Consider the following 18,483-nt stretch of genomic DNA (forward strand, 5'->3'; position numbering starts at 1 on the left):
AGTCGGCGTGGCCGGGGCAGTCGACGTGCGCGTAGTGGCGGTTCGGCGTCTCATACTCGACGTGCGCCGTCGAGATCGTGATGCCGCGCGCCTTCTCTTCCGGAGCCGCGTCGATCTGGTCGTACGCCTTGAACTCACCGAAGTACTTCGTGATCGCTGCCGTCAGAGACGTCTTGCCGTGGTCAACGTGGCCGATCGTGCCAATGTTGACGTGCGGCTTGTTGCGCTCAAACTTACTCTTTGCCATTTTCGGCTCTCCGTTTTGCTAGTCCCCGAGGGGAGCTAATTCTTGTTATCGGTCAATAGGTATTCCGGTCACTTCTGACCGGAATACTTTGCCTGGATTTCGGTTGCGACGTTCGACGGGACCGGCGCGTAGTGATCGAAGGTCATCGTGTACTGAGCGCGGCCCTGCGACATGGAGCGCAGGTTGTCGACGTACTTGAACATGTTCGCCAGCGGAACGTTGGCGCTGATGACAACCGCGATACCACGGCTTTCCTGACCCTGGATCTGGCCACGGCGGGAGTTGAGGTCGCCGATAACGTCACCGACGTAATCTTCCGGGGTGACGACTTCGACCTTCATCATCGGCTCGAGGAGCTGAGCGCCGGCCTTCTTCGCTGCTTCACGGAAGCAAGCGCGGGAAGCGATTTCGAACGCCAGGACCGACGAGTCGACGTCGTGGAAGGCACCGTCGATGAGCGTCGCCTTGACGCCGAGCATCGGGAAGCCAGCCAGCGGGCCGGAAGACAGAACGCTTTCGATGCCCTTCTGAACGCCCGGGATGTATTCCTTCGGAACAGAGCCACCGACGATCTTGGATTCGAACTTGAACTCTTCGCCTTCCGGGTTCGGTTCGAAGATGATCTTGACGCGTGCGAACTGGCCGGTACCACCGGTCTGCTTCTTGTGCGTGTAGTCTTCTTCGGTCTGGCGCGTGATCGTTTCGCGATAAGCAACCTGCGGCGCGCCGACGTTTGCTTCGACCTTGAACTCGCGGCGCATGCGGTCGACGATGATGTCGAGATGCAGTTCGCCCATGCCTGCGATGATCGTCTGGCCGGATTCCTGGTCCGTCTTCACGCGGAAGGACGGGTCTTCGGCTGCCAGGCGGTTGAGCGCGAGGCCCATCTTTTCCTGGTCGCCCTTGGACTTCGGCTCGATGGCGATCTGGATGACCGGCTCGGGGAATTCCATGCGCTCGAGGATAACCGGCTTCAGCGGATCGCAGAGCGTATCGCCAGTGGTGGTTTCCTTGAGGCCGGCGAGAGCAACGATGTCGCCTGCGAAGGCTTCTTCGATGTCTTCACGCGAGTTGGAGTGCATCTGCAGCATGCGGCCGACGCGCTCGCGCTTGTCCTTGACCGTGTTCAGAACCGAAGAGCCCTTTTCGAGCTTGCCGGAATAGATGCGGGCGAAGGTCAGCGAACCGACGAAGGGGTCGTTCATGATCTTGAACGCGAGCATCGACAACGGCTCGGCGTCGTCTGCATGACGCTCGATGTCGGCTTCGGTCTTGAAGTCGATGCCCTTGATCGCCGGAATGTCGAGCGGCGACGGCAGGTAGTCGACGACGGCGTCGAGCAGCGGCTGAACGCCCTTGTTCTTGAAGGCGGTGCCGCAGAACATCGGATGGAACTTGACGTCGATGGTGCCGCGACGAACGAGTTCGCGGATCTTATCGTTGTCGGGCATGTTGCCTTCGAGGTAGGCTTCCATCGCAGCTTCGTCGATCTCGACAACCGTCTCGATCAGCTTTTCGCGATATTCTTCAGCCTTTGCCTTCAGATCTTCCGGGATCTCGACGACGTCCCACTGGGCGCCGAGCGATTCGTCGCGCCAGATCAGAGCGTTCATCTCAACGAGGTCGATAACGCCCTTGAAGTCGCTTTCAGCGCCGATCGGCAGCTGCATGACGACGGCGGTCGCACCGAGACGGGTCTTGATCATCTCGACCGAGCGGTAGAAGTCAGCGCCGGTCTTGTCCATCTTGTTGCAGAAGATCATCCGCGGAACGTTGTACTTCTCAGCCTGACGCCAGACGGTTTCCGTCTGCGGCTCAACGCCGGCGTTGGCGTCGAGCAGCGCGATGGCGCCGTCGAGAACGCGCAGCGAACGCTCGACTTCGATGGTGAAGTCGACGTGGCCGGGAGTGTCGATGATGTTGAAGCGGCGCATCTTGCCGTCACGGCCCTTCCAGAAGGTCGTGGTGGCAGCAGAGGTAATCGTGATGCCACGCTCCTGCTCCTGCTCCATCCAGTCCATGGTGGCTGCGCCGTCGTGGACTTCGCCGATCTTGTGCGACTTGCCGGTGTAGTAAAGGATACGCTCGGTGGTCGTGGTCTTGCCGGCGTCGATATGCGCCATGATACCGAAATTGCGGTAGTCTTCGATCTTATATTCGCGAGCCATTGTGGACTGCCTTTCGATACCGTTCGGAATTACCAGCGATAGTGCGAGAACGCGCGGTTGGCGTCAGCCATCTTGTGCGTGTCTTCGCGCTTCTTGACGGCGGAGCCGCGGTTGTTGGACGCATCGAGCAGTTCGCCGGACAGACGGTCGATCATGGTGGTTTCGTTGCGCTTGCGGGCGGCGGCAATCAGCCAGCGAATGGCGAGAGCCTGGCGGCGCTCCGGACGGACGTCGACCGGAACCTGGTAGGTCGCACCACCGACGCGGCGCGAGCGGACTTCAACGTGCGGGGCAATGTTGTCGAGCGCAGAATGGAAAACCGCGAGCGGCTCCTGCTTGGACTTGCCCTGGACGGCGTCGAACGCACCGTAGACGATGTTTTCAGCAACGGACTTCTTACCATCGAGCATAATGGCGTTCATGAACTTGGTCACGACGAGGTCACCGAACTTCGGATCCGGATTGATCTCGCGCTTTTCTGCTTTATGACGTCTGGACATACTTTTTCGTCTCTTCAACCGTTAAGGCGCTTCATCACGCGGAGGACCTCGCGCAGCGCCGGATTATTCAAAACCCGAATTACTTCGGACGCTTCGCACCATACTTGGAGCGACGCTGCTTGCGGTTCTTGACACCCTGGGTATCGAGAACGCCGCGGATGATGTGGTAACGGACACCCGGAAGGTCCTTGACGCGGCCGCCGCGGATCATGACGACGGAGTGTTCCTGAAGGTTGTGACCTTCGCCGGGGATGTAACCAATGACTTCGAAGCCGTTGGTCAGGCGGATCTTTGCGACCTTACGCAGAGCCGAGTTCGGCTTCTTCGGCGTCGTGGTGTAGACGCGCGTGCAAACGCCGCGCTTCTGGGGGTTCTCCTGGAGAGCGGGAACCTTATTACGCTTTACGTTCGCCTGGCGAGGCTTGCGGATCAGCTGGTTTACGGTAGGCATTCAACCATCCCTTACGTTTATCTCAGTACCCTTGCGGGCTTGAACTCGCGCCGTCTCCGGCAATGACGCATGCTTTCCGTCAATGCGCAAAATATGGCCCGATCCGCTTCCGCAGATGGACCACAAGGAGCAGAGGACGCATGAAACTATGCGTCATGCGTGCAGCATCATGACTTCAACGTGCGTTTAGAACCTTGTTTGAGGTGAACTTCAGGGCGCGTCGCCCCGAACAGCCAAGCCTCACATGGGATCTGATGGCCGGGGTACTACTGGTTTCAACCCGTCCCGTCAAGGCCGGTTAAGAAATAAACTTGGCCGCATCACCTTGATATGCGGGCCGAACGCCCTGTTTTCACCCTTCTAGACGCATTCACGGGCCTGCGCCAAGATAAAAACTTGGGCCTTGCAGCAAAAGCGGTTAAGGAATCAGCAATTGCGGCGTTAGGTCCTCTCAGCGGATTCGACAAAGCGAATCTCCAGGAACCGAGGACAGGCGATGATCACGACACCTGATAACGACAATAATTTCGACGGACCGATGATCTTCATCATCATTGGCAAAGGCTATGAGTCCGACGCCAGCGAAGGCATCGACCTGCACATCCTGCTGAAAGCGCCCGATGACGACACTGCCGTGCGCGAAGCCTTGAACGCCCTTGCCGAGGAGGGCTTCATCGAAGCGGATCTCGACCAGATCGGCATGCTGACCGAAATCCCGGCGGAAGAGCCGCACGCCTCGGCCTACCAGGGCGCGGTCGATGGCGAGGTCGCGATCATCCGCTTCAACTGACGGGAACCGCTGGTCGCGGGCGGCGCAGCGAAACAGGCGGCGCCTACCCTCCCCTCGGACCAATCAGAGCATAACAAAAATGAAAACCGCCCGGATCGCTCCGGGCGGTTTTTCAATTCGTGGACGTCAGCTGCGGATTATTCCGCAGCCGGAGCGTTTTCAGCCATGTCCTGCAGCATCGGGGTGGCAACGGCTGCGCCGGTGCCCTTGCGACGCTCTTCGAGGATCAGCTCGTCGCGCGAGGTGGCAATGCGGCGGATCTGGGTCATGGTGCCACCGGTGCCGGCCGGGATGAGGCGGCCGACGATGACGTTTTCCTTCAGACCCTGCAGACCGTCCGTCTTGCCGGCGATTGCAGCTTCCGTCAGCACCTTGGTCGTTTCCTGGAAGGACGCGGCCGAGATGAAGGACGGGGTCTGCAGCGAAGCCTTGGTGATGCCGAGCAGAACCGGATCGCCATGGGCAGGCTTCTTGCCCTGTTCGATCAGGTGGTCGTTGACGTCTTCGAGCTCGATCCGGTCGACATTGTCGCCGACGATATAGGTCGAGTCGCCCGCATCGGTGATCTCAACCTTCTGCAGCATCTGACGGACGATCACTTCGATGTGCTTGTCGTTGATGACAACGCCCTGCAGACGATAGACTTCCTGGATTTCGTTGACGAGGTAGGAAGCCAGAGCCTCCACGCCCTTGATCGCCAGGATGTCGTGCGGAGCCGGGTTACCGTCGAGGATGTAGTCACCCTTTTCGATATAGTCGCCATCCTGAAGATGGAAGGGCTTGCCCTTCGGGATCAGGTATTCGACAGGCTCGACACCGTCTTCCGCCGGCTCGATGATGACGCGACGCTTGTTCTTGTAGTCGCGGCCGAGGCGGATCGTACCATCGATCTCTGCGATGATGGCGTGATCCTTCGGACGGCGAGCTTCGAACAGCTCGGCAACACGCGGCAGACCACCGGTGATGTCCTTGGTCTTGGCGCTTTCGAGCGGCGAACGGGCGAGAACGTCACCCTGGGAGACCTTCGTGCCCGGCTCGACCGACAGAATGGCGTCGACCGAGAGCAGGAAGCGGGCGTCACCACCGCGGGACAGCTTTGCGACATTGCCGCTGGCGTCCTTGATGACGATCGCCGGCTTGAGGTCCGAACCGCGCGGGGTCGAACGCCAGTCGATGACCTGACGCTTGGTGATGCCGGTGGATTCGTCGGTCGCTTCCAGAACCGAGAGACCGTCGACGAGGTCTTCGAACTGAACCGTACCGGCGACTTCCGTCATCATCGGGCGGGTATAGGGATCCCACTCCGCCAGACGCTGGCCGCGCTTGACCTTGTCACCTTCGTCGACATGCAGCTTCGAACCGTAGGCGACGCGCTGCGAGGAGCGCTCCACGCCACGCTCGTCCAGGATCTGGACGGTCATGTTGCGGCCCATGGCAACGAGGCTGCCTTCCGAGTTGCGCAGCACGTTGCGGTTCTTGATCTGCACCGTACCTTCGTACGAGGCTTCCAGGAACGACTGGTCGACCACGGTTGCCGTACCGCCAAGGTGGAAGGTACGCATGGTGAGCTGGGTTCCCGGCTCGCCGATCGACTGAGCGGCGATGACGCCGACGGCTTCGCCCATATTGACAGGCGTACCGCGTGCGAGGTCTCGGCCGTAGCAGACCGAGCAGACACCCGTCTGGATTTCGCAGGTCAGCGCCGAGCGGATGCGGATCGACTGGATACCGGCCTTCTCGATTTCGATGACATCGGGCTCGAGGATCATCTTGCCGGCATCGACGATGCGCTCACCCGTCACCGGATGATCGATATCGTCGAGCGCGGTACGGCCGAGGATACGGGCGCCGAGCGAGGCGACGACCTGGCCGGCATCGACGATGGCGGTCATGGTCAGGCCGGTCTCGGTGCCGCAATCGACGTGCGTGACGATGCAGTCCTGCGCGACGTCGACGAGACGGCGGGTCAGGTAGCCGGAGTTTGCGGTCTTCAAGGCGGTGTCTGCCAGACCCTTACGGGCGCCGTGCGTCGAGTTGAAGTACTCGTTGACGGTCAGGCCTTCCTTGAAGTTCGAGATGATCGGCGTCTCGATGATTTCGCCCGACGGCTTGGCCATGAGGCCGCGCATGCCGCCCAGCTGACGCATCTGGTTCGGAGAACCGCGGGCACCGGAGTGGCTCATCATGTAGATCGAGTTCATCGGCTTCTGACGGCCGGTGTTCTCATCGAATTCGACAGCCTTAATGCGGGCCATCATTTCTTCGGCGACCTTTTCGGTCGCCTTGCCCCAGGCGTCGACTACCTTGTTGTACTTTTCGCCCTGGGTGATGAGGCCGTCATTGTACTGCTGCTCGTATTCCTTCACCAGATTTTCGGTGTCGGCAACGATCTTCGCCTTGGTAGCCGGGATGACCATGTCGTCCTTGCCGAACGAAATGCCGGCGCGGCAGGCATGGGCGAAGCCGAGCTGCATGATGCGGTCGCAGAAGATGACCGTGTCCTTCTGGCCGCAATGACGGTAGACCGTGTCGATCATCTTGGAGATGTTCTTCTTGGTCATTTCCTGGTTGCAGATGTCGAAGGGCACCTTGCCGTTCTTCGGCAGCAGCTCGCCGATGAGCAGACGGCCAGGCGTCGTCTCATAGATCTTCGAGTAAGGCTTGCCATCCTCGCCGATCGACTTGAAGCGGCCGCGGATCTTGGTGTGCAGCGTGACGACCTTGTTTTCCAGCGCGTGATGCAGCTCGCCGAGATCGGAGAAGGCCATGCCTTCGCCCGGCTCGTTCTGGTTCAGGATCGACAGGTAGTACAGGCCGAGAACCATGTCCTGCGAGGGAACGATGATCGGCGCGCCGTTTGCCGGGTGCAGGATGTTGTTGGTCGACATCATCAGCACGCGGGCTTCGAGCTGGGCTTCGAGCGACAGCGGCACGTGAACGGCCATCTGGTCACCGTCGAAGTCGGCGTTGAAGGCCGTGCAGACGAGCGGGTGCAGCTGGATCGCCTTGCCTTCGACCAGGGTGGGTTCGAAGGCCTGGATGCCCAGGCGGTGCAGCGTAGGTGCGCGGTTCAGGAGAACCGGATGCTCGCGGATGACCTCGTCGAKGATATCCCAAACTTCCGGCTTTTCCTTCTCGACCAGCTTCTTGGCCTGCTTGACGGTCGAGGAGTAACCCTTGGCGTCGAGTCGGGCGTAGATGAACGGCTTGAACAGCTCGAGCGCCATCTTCTTCGGAAGGCCGCACTGATGCAGCTTCAGTTCCGGACCGGTGACGATGACCGAACGGCCGGAATAGTCGACGCGCTTGCCGAGCAGGTTCTGGCGGAAGCGGCCCTGCTTGCCCTTGAGCATGTCGGACAGCGACTTCAGCGGACGCTTGTTGGCGCCGGTGATGACGCGGCCGCGGCGGCCGTTATCGAAGAGCGCATCGACAGATTCCTGCAGCATGCGCTTTTCGTTGCGGATGATGATACCAGGCGCGCGCAGTTCGATGAGGCGCTTCAGACGGTTGTTACGGTTGATGACGCGGCGATAGAGATCGTTCAGATCCGACGTCGCGAAACGGCCGCCGTCGAGCGGAACCAGCGGGCGCAGATCCGGCGGGATGACCGGGACGACCTTCATGATCATCCATTCCGGACGGTTGCCGGACTCCATGAAGTTCTCGACGATCTTCAGGCGCTTCATCAGCTTCTTCTGCTTGAGGTCCGAGGTGGTGTCGGCAAGCTCGGAACGCAGGTCGCCAGCGATCTTTTCGAGGTTCATCGATGCCAGCATCTCGTAGATCGCCTCAGCGCCGATCATCGCGGTGAACTGGTCTTCGCCGTATTCGTCAACGGCGAGCATATACTCTTCTTCCGAGAGGAGCTGGTGCTCCTTGAGGGCGGTCAGGCCCGGCTCGGTGACGATGTAGTTTTCGAAGTAGAGAACGCGCTCGACATCCTTCAGCGTCATGTCGAGCAGCGTCGAAATACGGCTCGGCAGCGACTTCAGGAACCAGATGTGGGCAACGGGAGCGGCGAGCTCGATATGGCCCATGCGCTCACGGCGAACGCGCGACAGCGTGACTTCGACGCCGCACTTTTCGCAGATGATGCCCTTGTACTTCATGCGCTTGTACTTGCCGCACAGGCATTCGTAGTCCTTGATCGGGCCAAAGATGCGCGCGCAGAACAGACCGTCACGTTCCGGCTTGAACGTACGGTAGTTGATGGTTTCCGGCTTCTTGATCTCACCGTAGGACCAGGAGAGGATCTTCTCCGGAGACGCGATCGAAATCCGAATGGAATCGAAATTCTGTGCAGGCACCTGCGGATTGAAAAGATTCATGACCTCTTGGTTCATGCCTGTCTCCTTCATGGGCTAAAGCGCCCTCAAAATGCGATGGCCGGCGGCAAATTCCCGGGAGCCGCCTCCCTCGCTTAAACGAGAATAACCGCAAGATGCGGCGAAACTTCCCTTCCGGGCCGACACGGATACGGCGCCCGGCGGGACCGGCGTGCGCCGCATTGGCAGCGCACGCCCTATTGGTGCTTACTCGGCCGCGTCGGGCAGCTGGGTCGCCTGCGCTTCGTCAACCTTGGTGTTCTCAAGCTCGACGCTGAGGCCCAGCGAGCGCATTTCCTTGACGAGAACGTTGAAGCTTTCCGGAATACCGGCTTCGAACGTGTCGTCTCCGCGGACGATGGCTTCGTAGACCTTGGTGCGGCCGGCGACGTCGTCCGACTTCACCGTCAGCATTTCCTGCAGCGTATAGGCCGCGCCATAGGCTTCGAGTGCCCAGACTTCCATTTCGCCGAAGCGCTGACCGCCGAACTGCGCCTTGCCGCCCAGCGGCTGCTGGGTCACGAGCGAGTAAGGACCGATCGAACGGGCGTGGATCTTGTCGTCGACCAGGTGGTTGAGCTTCAGCATGTAGATGTAGCCCACGGTCACCTGGCGGTCGAACTGCTCGCCGGTACGGCCGTCATAGAGCGTCGACTGGCCGGTGTCCTTGAGACCCGCCAGACGCAGCATGTCGTTGACGTCGCCTTCGTTCGCGCCGTCGAAGACGGGCGTCGCAATCGAAACGCCGCGCTTCCACTGGTCTGCGAGACGCAGAACCGAGTCATCATCGAAGTCCTGGACCTGTTCGGCCTTGGGACCGTCCCCGACGACATCGCCGATGGTCTTGCGCAGCGGCTCGATGTTGCCGTTCGCCTTGTATGCTTCGATCAACTCGCCGATCTGGCGACCCATGCCGGCGCAAGCCCAGCCCAGGTGCGTTTCCAGGATCTGGCCGACGTTCATGCGCGAAGGCACGCCGAGCGGGTTCAGAACGACGTCGACATGCGTGCCGTCTTCAAGGAACGGCATGTCCTCGACAGGCACAATGCGCGAGACCACGCCCTTGTTCCCGTGACGGCCAGCCATCTTGTCGCCCGGCTGGATCTTACGCTTCACGGCGACGAAGACCTTGACCATCTTCATGACGCCCGGAGGCATTTCATCGCCGCGCTGGACCTTTTCGACCTTGTCCATGAAGCGCTGTTCAAGGCGCGACTTGGATTCGTCGTACTGGCCGCGGAGCGCTTCGAGTTCGCTCTGGACCTTCTCGTCCTCGACGGCGAACATCCACCACTGCGAGCGGGGATATTCGGAGACGACGGCGTTCGACAGCTCGGTGCCCTTCTTGAAGCCCTTCGGGCCGGCAATCGAGACCTGGCCGCGCAGCATGTCGATCAGACGGCCGTAGACGTTACGGTCGAGGATCGCCTGCTCGTCGTCGCGGTCCTTGGCGAGGCGCTCGATCTCTTCGCGCTCGATCGCCATCGCGCGCTCGTCCTTTTCAACGCCGTGGCGGTTGAAGACGCGCACTTCGACGATCGTGCCGTAGGTGCCGGGCGGCATGCGCATGGAGGTATCGCGCACGTCGGAGGCCTTTTCGCCGAAGATGGCGCGCAGAAGCTTTTCTTCCGGCGTCATCGGGCTTTCGCCCTTCGGCGTGATCTTGCCGACGAGGATATCACCCGGCTGAACTTCGGCGCCGATGTAGACGATGCCGGCTTCGTCGAGGTTCTTCAGCGCTTCTTCCGAAACGTTCGGAATATCGCGGGTGATTTCCTCGGGACCAAGCTTGGTGTCACGGGCCATCACTTCGAATTCTTCGATGTGGATGGAGGTGAACACGTCGTCAGCAACGATACGCTCGGAGAGCAGGATCGAGTCTTCGTAGTTGTAGCCGTTCCAGGGCATGAACGCGACGAGCGCGTTGCGGCCGAGCGCCAGGTCGCCGAGATCGGTCGACGGACCGTCGGCGAGAATGTCGCCGCGGTTGACGACGTCACCGACGGTAACCAGCGGACGCTGGTTGACGCAGGTGTTCTGGTTCGAACGCTGGAACTTCTGCAGGCGGTAGATATCGACGCCGGATTTGCCGGCTTCGAGGTCTTCCGTGGCACGGATAACGATACGCGTCGCGTCGACCTGGTCGACCACGCCGCCGCGGCGGGCGCCGATGGCGGCGCCGGAGTCACGGGCGACCACCGGCTCCATGCCGGTGCCGACGAACGGAGCTTCGGCGCGCAGCAGCGGCACGGCCTGACGCTGCATGTTCGAGCCCATGAGAGCGCGGTTGGCGTCGTCGTTTTCCAGGAACGGGATGAGCGCGGCTGCGACCGAAACAACCTGCTTCGGCGAAACGTCCATGAGGTTCATGCTGTCGCGGGGCGCAAGCATAACTTCACCGGCATGACGGCAGACGACGAATTCATCGACGAAGGAACCGTCAGGGTTCATCTCGGCGTTGGCCTGGGCGACGTAGTACTTCGCCTCTTCCATGGCGGAGAGGTAGAGCACGTCGTTCGTCACCCTGCCGTCGACGATGCGGCGGTACGGGCTTTCGATGAAGCCGTACTTGTTGACGCGCGCGAAGGTCGCCAGCGAGTTGATGAGACCGATGTTCGGGCCTTCCGGCGTTTCGATCGGGCAAATACGGCCGTAGTGCGTCGGATGAACGTCGCGGACTTCGAAGCCGGCGCGCTCGCGGGTCAGACCGCCCGGGCCAAGAGCCGAGAGACGGCGCTTGTGGGTGATTTCCGAGAGCGGGTTGACCTGGTCCATGAACTGCGAGAGCTGCGAGGAACCGAAGAATTCGCGAACGGCAGCAGCAGCCGGCTTGGCGTTGATCAGGTCCTGCGGCATGACCGTGTCGATCTCGATCGAGGACATGCGTTCCTTGATCGCGCGCTCCATGCGGAGCAGGCCGAGACGGTACTGGTTCTCCATCAGCTCGCCGACCGAACGGACGCGGCGGTTGCCGAGGTTGTCGATGTCGTCGATCTCGCCCTTGCCGTCGCGCAGTTCGACCAGCATCTTGACCACGGCCAGGATGTCGTCCTTGCGCAGGATGCGGACGGTGTCTTCGACGGTCAGGTCGAGACGCATGTTCATCTTCACGCGGCCGACGGCGGAAAGGTCGTAACGCTCCGCATCGAAGAACAGCGAGTTGAACATGGCTTCGGCCGATTCCATGGTCGGCGGCTCACCCGGACGCATGACGCGGTAGATGTCGAACAGAGCGTCCTGACGGTTCTCGTTCTTGTCAGCCGAAAGCGTGTTGCGGATGTAGGCGCCGACGTTGATGTGGTCGATGCCGAGAACCGGGATCTCGTCGAAACCGTTCGACAGGATGATGCCGAGCGTCTTCTCGTCGATTTCGTCGCCGGCTTCGAGATAGATTTCACCCGTCGAGTAATTGACGATGTCTTCGGCGAGATAGTTGCCGTAAAGGTCGTCGTCGCCGGCCTTCAGTGCCTTCAGGCCCTTGTCGGAGAGCTGGCGCAGCAGGCGCGGGGTCAGCTTCTTGCCGGCTTCCACGATGACTTCGCCGGTATCGGCGTCAACCATCTCGGTGATAGCCTTGGCGCCCTTCAGCGTTTCCGGCTTGAAGGGAATGCGCCAGCCTTCGCCGTCACGCTTGTAGAGCGATTTGGTGTAGAAGGTGTCGAGGATTTCCTCGCCGTCCATGCCGAGCGCCATCAAGAGCGACGTGACCGGAATCTTGCGGCGGCGGTCGATACGTGCGTAGACGATGTCCTTGGCGTCGAATTCGATATCGAGCCAGGAGCCGCGATAAGGAATGACGCGAGCAGCAAAGAGCAGCTTGCCGGAAGAATGGCTCTTGCCCTTGTCATGGTCGAAGAAGACGCCCGGCGAACGGTGCATCTGCGAGACGATGACGCGCTCGGTGCCGTTGACGATGAACGTACCGTTGTTGGTCATGAGCGGCATATCGCCCATGTAGACGGACTGTTCCTTGATGTCCTTGATCGACTTTGCGCCGGTATCCTCGTCGATATCGAATACGATGAGGCGCAGCGTCACCTTCAGCGGCGCGGCATAGGTCAGGTCGCGCTGACGGCATTCGTCGACGTCGAACTTCGGCGGCTCGAACTCATAGGATACGAATTCCAGCATGGACGCGCCGGAGAAATCGGTGATCGGGAAAACCGACTTGAAGACGGCCTGAAGGCCCTCGTCGGGCCGGCCGCCTTTCGGCTCTTCAACCATCAGAAACTGGTCGTAGGACGCCTTCTGAACCTCGATGAGGTTCGGCATTTCCGCGACTTCGGGGATCTTACCAAAAAACTTGCGTACGCGCCTGCGACCGTTGAACGAAAGGGTCTGAGCCATCGTCGCTCCTTCAAAATCTTGCACCCGGGCCTGCAACGGACGGGAACCGATGGCCAGTCGATCCCGTCAATCAATGGGTCGTTCAATCTCGTCCGACTCCCGAAAACGCTCAGCTCGGATTGCTGTGCTGCCCTCGGCGCGAGACTATCCTTTTGAAGAACCCATTACCCAAAAGCCGTTTTGACGCGGCTTTTGGGTAATTCGTTCAGAAAAACGGCAAATGGGAGGCAGTAGATACCGCCTCCCAAGAGCAGTCGAAGATTACTTGACGTCGGCCTTGGCGCCGGCGTCTTCAAGCTTCTTCTTGATGTCGGCGGCTTCAGCCTTGGAAACGGCTTCCTTGACAGCCTTCGGAGCGCCTTCGACGAGGTCCTTGGCTTCCTTGAGGCCGAGGCCGGTGATGGCGCGGACTTCCTTGATGACGTTGATCTTGTTGGCGCCGGCATCCGTGAGGATGACGTCGAACTCGGTCTTTTCTTCTTCAGCCGGAGCAGCTGCACCGCCTGCACCACCAGCAACGGCAGCAACAGCTACCGGAGCAGCGGCGGAAACGCCCCACTTTTCTTCGAGCAGCTTGGAAAGCTCAGCGGCTTCCAGGACGGTCAGCGAGGAGAGGTCTTCAACGATCTTTGCGAGATCAGCCATTTTCTAGTTCCTTTTGTTCGGTTCGAACTGTTGAGTATGTACAGCGAAAAACCGCCTTAAGCGGCTTCGTCCTTCTTGGCGTAGGCCGAGAACACGCGAGCAAGCTGACTTGCCGGTGCTGCAACAACGCCTGCAATGCGGGTAGCCGGAGTCTGGATCATGCCCAGCAGCTTCGCACGCAGTTCGTCCAGCGAAGGCAGGGTCGCGAGCGACTTGACACCTTCGGCGTTCAGCGTTGTCGTGCCCATGGCGCCGCCGAGAACCACGATCTTGTCGTTGGTCTTGGCGAAATCCATGACGACCTTCGGAGCGGTGATCGGATCATTGCTGTAAGCAATGAGGGTCTGACCCTTGAAGAGATTGGAAATCCCTTCCGCTTCCGTACCCTGAAGGGCAATTTTGGCCAGGCGGTTCTTCGCGACTTTGACGGTGCCGCCAGCAGCGCGCATCTTCGAACGAAAATCGTTCATCTGTGCGACTGTAGCACCAGCATAGTGGGCCACGACAACCGAGCCCGAAGCCTTGAAGACTTCGTTCAGTTCCGTGACGAATTCGCGCTTTTCCGCTCTTTCCACTGCCTATCTCCAGTTGGCGGGACCGTTTGAACGGACCCACCGGGTTGCCTTTTGCCCCCTGGGATCAAAGGAGATCCCAAGCGACGCTTGAGGATCCTGTCCCCTCGCGCTCCCGCGCCAATCAAGGCTAAAGAGGCACAAGGCATCCAAGGCTCGAACCGAGTTCCTAGAAGCGAACTTCATGCAATTCGGGTCTTACCCGTCTCATGCAGGCCAAGTGATTAAGGGAAAACCACCTGCAATCTCGGACAGGATTCCGGATTTCTCCGGAATATTCCGGCCCCTTGCGAGGCCGGAAATTCATTCACCGGGCCGAAGCCCGGCCATAACTTATGCAGTCGGGGCTGCGGTGACCGAGCCGACTTCGATCTTGACGCCCGGGCCCATGGTCGAGGAAATCGCCACGCGCTTGACGTAGTTGCCCTTGGCGCCAGCCGGCTTCGCCTTGATGACGGCGTCGGCGAAGGCGCGGATGTTTTCTTCCAGAGCCTTGGCGTCGAAAGAGGCCTTGCCGATGCCGGCATGGACGATACCAGCCTTCTCGACGCGGAACTCAACGGCGCCGCCCTTGGAAGCCTTGACGGCTCCGGCGACATCCATGGTGACAGTGCCGACCTTCGGGTTCGGCATCATGCCGCGCGGGCCGAGAACCTTACCGAGACGGCCGACGAGCGGCATCATGTCGGGGGTGGCGATGCAGCGATCGAATTCGATCTTGCCGCCCTGGACGATTTCGACGAGGTCTTCGGCGCCGACGACATCGGCACCGGCTGCCTTGGCTTCATCAGCCTTGGCGCCGCGAGCGAAGACGGCGACGCGAACCGTGCGGCCCGTGCCGTTCGGCAGGTTGACGACGCCGCGAACCATCTGGTCCGCATGACGCGGGTCAACGCCGAGGTTCATCGAGACTTCGATGGTTTCGTCGAACTTGGCGACAGCCCGTTCCTTGACCATGCCGATGGCGGTCGTCAGAGCGTAGAGCTTGGTCGGATCAACACCCTCGTTGATCTTCTGAGTGCGCTTGCCTGCCATGGTCTTAACCCACCACTTCCAGGCCCATGGCGCGGGCAGAGCCCTCGATCATCGCCATTGCACCTTCGATATCTGCTGCGTTCAGGTCCTTCATCTTGGCTTCGGCGATCGTCTTGATCTGAGCCTTGGTGAGGGTACCAGCCTTTGCGCCCTTGCCAGGCGTCTTGGAACCGGACGTAATCTTCGCTTCCTTCTTCAGCCAGTAGCTGACCGGCGGCTGCTTCATCGCGAAGGTGAAGGACTTGTCCTGGTAATAGGTGATGACGACCGGGATCGGCATACCCTTTTCCATTTCCTGCGTGGCGGCATTGAACGCCTTGCAGAATTCCATGATGTTAATGCCACGCTGACCAAGCGCCGGGCCGATCGGCGGGGACGGGTTTGCCGATCCTGCCTTGACCTGAAGCTTGAGCTGGCCTGCAACTTTCTTAGCCATATCTCTCTGCCTTTCATGAACGGCCGGTTGCCCGGCCCGTGATGCCGGATCACTCCGGCGGCTGCGGTTGCGTGGTGCGGATCATTGGGGTCCGGCTAAGACCCCTCACCTTCCACGCGGATGCGGACAAGGTCCGCGGGAAGCAGGCCGCGAAGGCCAGCTTCCAATTCTGCAATCAGACCTTCTCGACCTGAGCGTATTCCAGCTCGACCGGCGTTGCGCGGCCAAAGATCGACACTTCCACCTTCAGGCGCGAACGCTCTTCGTCCACATCCTGAACCGTGCCGTTGAACGAGGCGAAGGGGCCGTCGGAAACGCGGACCTGCTCGCCGATCTCGAAGGTAATGGATGCCTTCGGCCGCTCGACGCCTTCCTGAACCTGACCGAGAATGCGCTCGGCTTCATAATCCGGAATCGGAACGGGCTTATTATCGGAGCCAAGGAAGCCAGTCACCTTTGGCGTATTCTTGATCAGGTGATAGGCCTCATCCGTCAGATTGGCACGAACGAGAACATAACCCGGGAAAAACTTGCGCTCGCTGTCGACCTTGCGGCCGCGACGCACTTCCACCACCTTTTCGGTCGGCACGAGAATCTTCTCGAACAGATGCTCAAGCCCCTTCTGGCGAGCCTTGTTCTCGATGTCTTCAGCCACCTTCTTTTCAAAATTGGAATACGCGTGGACGATGTACCAACGTGCCGCCATTTTCATCTCCACCCGTATCAGTTGCCGATATTCAGCACGAAGCTGAGAGCCCAGCCGATCAACTGGTCAGCGGCAAAGAAAAACAGCGCGGCGAAAACCACCATCACGAGCACCATGACCGTCGAGATCATCGTCTCGCGGCGCGATGGCCATGTGACCTTGGACGTCTCGGAGCGAACCTGCTGCAGAAACGCGAATGGATTGGATTTGGATGCCATCGACTGCCCACGCAATTACGGCGCGTAAAGCTGAAACTATCAGCCCCACGCACCGCGTGTCTGTTGAACCCTAAATAAACACCGATTTCCGAATACACAAGAGGGAAACCGAAGTTTAACGAAATTAGTTGCCACCGATTATTCCCGCTTCGAAACGCTGCAAGCACGTCCGCGCTGTCCCGCATCAAGGAAAATGGCAGGGGCAGAGGGGCTCGAACCCCCGACCTGCGGTTTTGGAGACCGCCGCTCTACCAACTGAGCTATACCCCTTCATGCCTGTCATTCAGCGCCCGGGCCAAGGCCCGCAAATCGCTGCCGAAAAGCATGGCGACCCTTTAAGACGACGGCGCGGGATTGGCAAGCACGATTTTCGATTTTCAAAGCCATTCTCCTCATATGCGGAGAAATGGCTTTTTCAATCGCGCGGCCGGAAGCTGCTCAGACCTTCACGTATTTCCGCCAATCGTGCTCTTCCCTGAAGCCCAGCACCTCGCGGATCTTGCGGTTGGAAAGAAGCCCTTCATATTCGCCGATCTCGCGGGTGAAAGGCACATTCGGGAAGAATCGCTTCGCAAGTTCCTTCGATGGCGTATTGGCCGAGACGGTGTCGTTGGCCGCATTGAAGACCTGGTAACCGAGACCATCCTTCTCGATGCAGAGATGGCATATCTGGCCGAGGTCGCGGGCGTCGATATAACTCCAGGCGATGCGCTTGCGCATTTCGGGGTTGGCGAAATAGGTGGGGAACTTCTCGTATTCGTGCGGCTCGATGACGTTGCCGATGCGCAGCGCATAGATGTCGAAGCCCGACCGTTCGGCAAAGGCGCGCGCAGTCTTTTCGTTCACCACCTTGGAAAGACCGTAGGAATCCATCGGATTGACGTCGTAGTCCTCTTCCAGCGGGAACTGGTGGAAATCGCGATGCCCCTCGGCGAAGCAGACGCCGTAGGTCGTTTCGCTCGACGCGACGATGATCTTCCGGATGCCGAGCTTCACCGCCGCCTCGATGACATTGTACGTGCCCATCGTGTTGATGCGGAAGGTCTCGTTGTCAGGCTTGATCAGGATGCGCGGGATGGCGGCGAAATGCACGACGGCATCGAAGGGCTGAACGCCCCTGCCCGCGTCGAGATCGGGAAAATCGCGATGCATCGAGAGCGCGTTGAAGACCTGGCCGCTGTCGGTGATGTCGGCGATGAGGTTGGTGACGCCGGGGCTGTCCAGCGGCACGAGATCGAGGTTGTGAACCTCGTAACCGGCATTAATGAGCCACGGCACGGCATGGCGACCTGCCTTGCCCGAACCGCCTGTGAACAGGATACGTTTCTTCATTGGAATATCCTCCGCGTCATGAAGCCGGAGGCATAGTTAGACGCTTCCGCGCGAAGAGCAAGCGAGCGTCCTGCAAGGGGTTTCACCCCGCCTCGCCAGAAGCACGCTATCTGGGAGCACCTGGCCAATTATTGCCCTCTCACCGCAGCCCCCTGCGATGAGCTGGAAAGCGCGTCACTTGACGACGCTTACCTCATTGATCTGCACGCCGGCCGCCTGAACGACCTCTTGCGGAATTGCAGCGATGAAAAACATCGTGAAAACATACATCGCGAATATCGTCGCAACGAATGTGGCCTTTGGAATCATCCGGGCTCTCCTCTTTACAAGGAGGAGTCTGGACTAAAATGAGCCAATCACAACCGGTTTCTGAACGTGAGATGAACAAAATACTGTGACGGGCCAACTTAACGATATTTTTACAACACCTGTTAAACGAACCGGAAGGCATCAAAAACGAAAAACCCCGCTGTTTCCAGCGGGGTTTTCCTGATTGTGGATAACCTAAATGGTTACTCGACGATCGAAGCGACGATACCGGCGCCGACAGTGCGGCCGCCTTCGCGGATGGCGAAGCGCAGCTTTTCTTCCATCGCGATCGGAACGATCAGCTCGACGGCAACCGTGACGTTGTCGCCCGGCATAACCATTTCCGTGCCTTCCGGCAGCGTTACGATGCCCGTAACGTCCGTCGTGCGGAAGTAGAAC

The 18,483-nt window shown here is 59.8% G+C and carries 15 protein-coding genes, 1 tRNA gene and 1 pseudogene; 1 reads left to right on the plus strand and 16 read right to left on the minus strand.

Features of this window, described 5'->3' with window-relative positions; all coding sequences use genetic code 11:
• From QD408_RS26980 to rpsL, 4 genes are all read right to left on the minus strand, one after another.
• A partial coding sequence (locus tag QD408_RS26980) for a GTP-binding protein (RefSeq protein ID WP_034884511.1) occupies positions 1-247 on the minus strand: 247 nt, incomplete at its 3' end.
• 68 nt (positions 248-315) lie between these two features.
• Positions 316-2,415, minus strand: a complete 2,100-nt coding sequence (fusA, locus tag QD408_RS26985) for an elongation factor G (RefSeq protein ID WP_088685490.1) — start codon at positions 2,413-2,415, stop codon at positions 316-318.
• A gap of 29 nt (positions 2,416-2,444) precedes the next feature.
• The gene (gene rpsG, locus QD408_RS26990) at positions 2,445-2,915 is read right to left on the minus strand and encodes a 30S ribosomal protein S7 (protein WP_088685489.1); all 471 of its coding nucleotides are present in this window, start codon (positions 2,913-2,915) and stop codon (positions 2,445-2,447) included.
• Positions 2,916-2,994: 79 nt separating this feature from the next.
• Entirely contained in the window at positions 2,995-3,366 is a 372-nt protein-coding gene (gene rpsL, locus QD408_RS26995) for a 30S ribosomal protein S12 (protein WP_003547537.1), read from the minus strand.
• 496 nt (positions 3,367-3,862) lie between these two features.
• Between rpsL and QD408_RS27000 the strand changes: the two genes are divergently transcribed.
• Positions 3,863-4,156 (plus strand): hypothetical protein, encoded by a 294-nt coding sequence (locus tag QD408_RS27000; protein ID WP_008521380.1) that lies wholly within the window; start codon positions 3,863-3,865, stop codon positions 4,154-4,156.
• Positions 4,157-4,293: 137 nt separating this feature from the next.
• Here the strand turns inward: QD408_RS27000 and rpoC are convergent, their stop codons facing one another.
• The 12 genes and pseudogenes from rpoC to tuf form a co-directional block, all read right to left on the minus strand.
• Positions 4,294-8,502, minus strand: coding sequence for a DNA-directed RNA polymerase subunit beta' (rpoC, locus tag QD408_RS27005; RefSeq protein WP_414141418.1), 4,209 nt, complete (start codon positions 8,500-8,502; stop codon positions 4,294-4,296).
• A 189-nt stretch (positions 8,503-8,691) separates the two neighbouring features.
• Positions 8,692-12,831 carry a DNA-directed RNA polymerase subunit beta gene (gene rpoB / locus QD408_RS27010; RefSeq protein WP_414141419.1) on the minus strand — a complete coding sequence of 1,380 codons (4,140 nt, stop codon included), beginning with the start codon at positions 12,829-12,831 and terminating at the stop codon, positions 8,692-8,694.
• 261 nt (positions 12,832-13,092) lie between these two features.
• On the minus strand, positions 13,093-13,476 hold the full coding sequence (gene rplL, locus QD408_RS27015) for a 50S ribosomal protein L7/L12 (RefSeq protein ID WP_088685486.1): 384 nt from the start codon (positions 13,474-13,476) through the stop codon (positions 13,093-13,095).
• Between the two features lie 56 nt (positions 13,477-13,532).
• Positions 13,533-14,051, minus strand: coding sequence for a 50S ribosomal protein L10 (rplJ, locus tag QD408_RS27020; protein ID WP_008521410.1), 519 nt, complete (start codon positions 14,049-14,051; stop codon positions 13,533-13,535).
• A 330-nt stretch (positions 14,052-14,381) separates the two neighbouring features.
• Positions 14,382-15,083: a 50S ribosomal protein L1 gene (rplA, locus tag QD408_RS27025; RefSeq protein ID WP_088685485.1), complete on the minus strand. Its 702-nt coding sequence runs from the start codon at positions 15,081-15,083 to the stop codon at positions 14,382-14,384.
• Positions 15,084-15,087: 4 nt separating this feature from the next.
• On the minus strand, positions 15,088-15,519 hold the full coding sequence (rplK, locus tag QD408_RS27030) for a 50S ribosomal protein L11 (protein ID WP_009985507.1): 432 nt from the start codon (positions 15,517-15,519) through the stop codon (positions 15,088-15,090).
• 175 nt (positions 15,520-15,694) lie between these two features.
• Positions 15,695-16,225, minus strand: a complete 531-nt coding sequence (gene nusG, locus QD408_RS27035) for a transcription termination/antitermination protein NusG (RefSeq protein ID WP_004669067.1) — start codon at positions 16,223-16,225, stop codon at positions 15,695-15,697.
• 17 nt (positions 16,226-16,242) lie between these two features.
• On the minus strand, positions 16,243-16,443 hold the full coding sequence (secE, locus tag QD408_RS27040) for a preprotein translocase subunit SecE (protein WP_088677314.1): 201 nt from the start codon (positions 16,441-16,443) through the stop codon (positions 16,243-16,245).
• 194 nt (positions 16,444-16,637) lie between these two features.
• Positions 16,638-16,713, minus strand: a tRNA-Trp gene (locus tag QD408_RS27045).
• A gap of 168 nt (positions 16,714-16,881) precedes the next feature.
• On the minus strand, positions 16,882-17,775 hold the full coding sequence (locus QD408_RS27050; RefSeq protein ID WP_088685484.1) for an NAD-dependent epimerase/dehydratase family protein: 894 nt from the start codon (positions 17,773-17,775) through the stop codon (positions 16,882-16,884).
• A 174-nt stretch (positions 17,776-17,949) separates the two neighbouring features.
• Positions 17,950-18,084 (minus strand): hypothetical protein, encoded by a 135-nt coding sequence (locus QD408_RS27055; protein ID WP_008521422.1) that lies wholly within the window; start codon positions 18,082-18,084, stop codon positions 17,950-17,952.
• Between the two features lie 203 nt (positions 18,085-18,287).
• Positions 18,288-18,483: pseudogene (tuf, locus tag QD408_RS27060) on the minus strand (elongation factor Tu); the annotation flags it as partial.

The sequence above is a fragment of the Rhizobium sp. BR 249 genome, from assembly GCF_047445895.1.
Classification (GTDB): Bacteria; Pseudomonadota; Alphaproteobacteria; order Rhizobiales; family Rhizobiaceae; genus Rhizobium.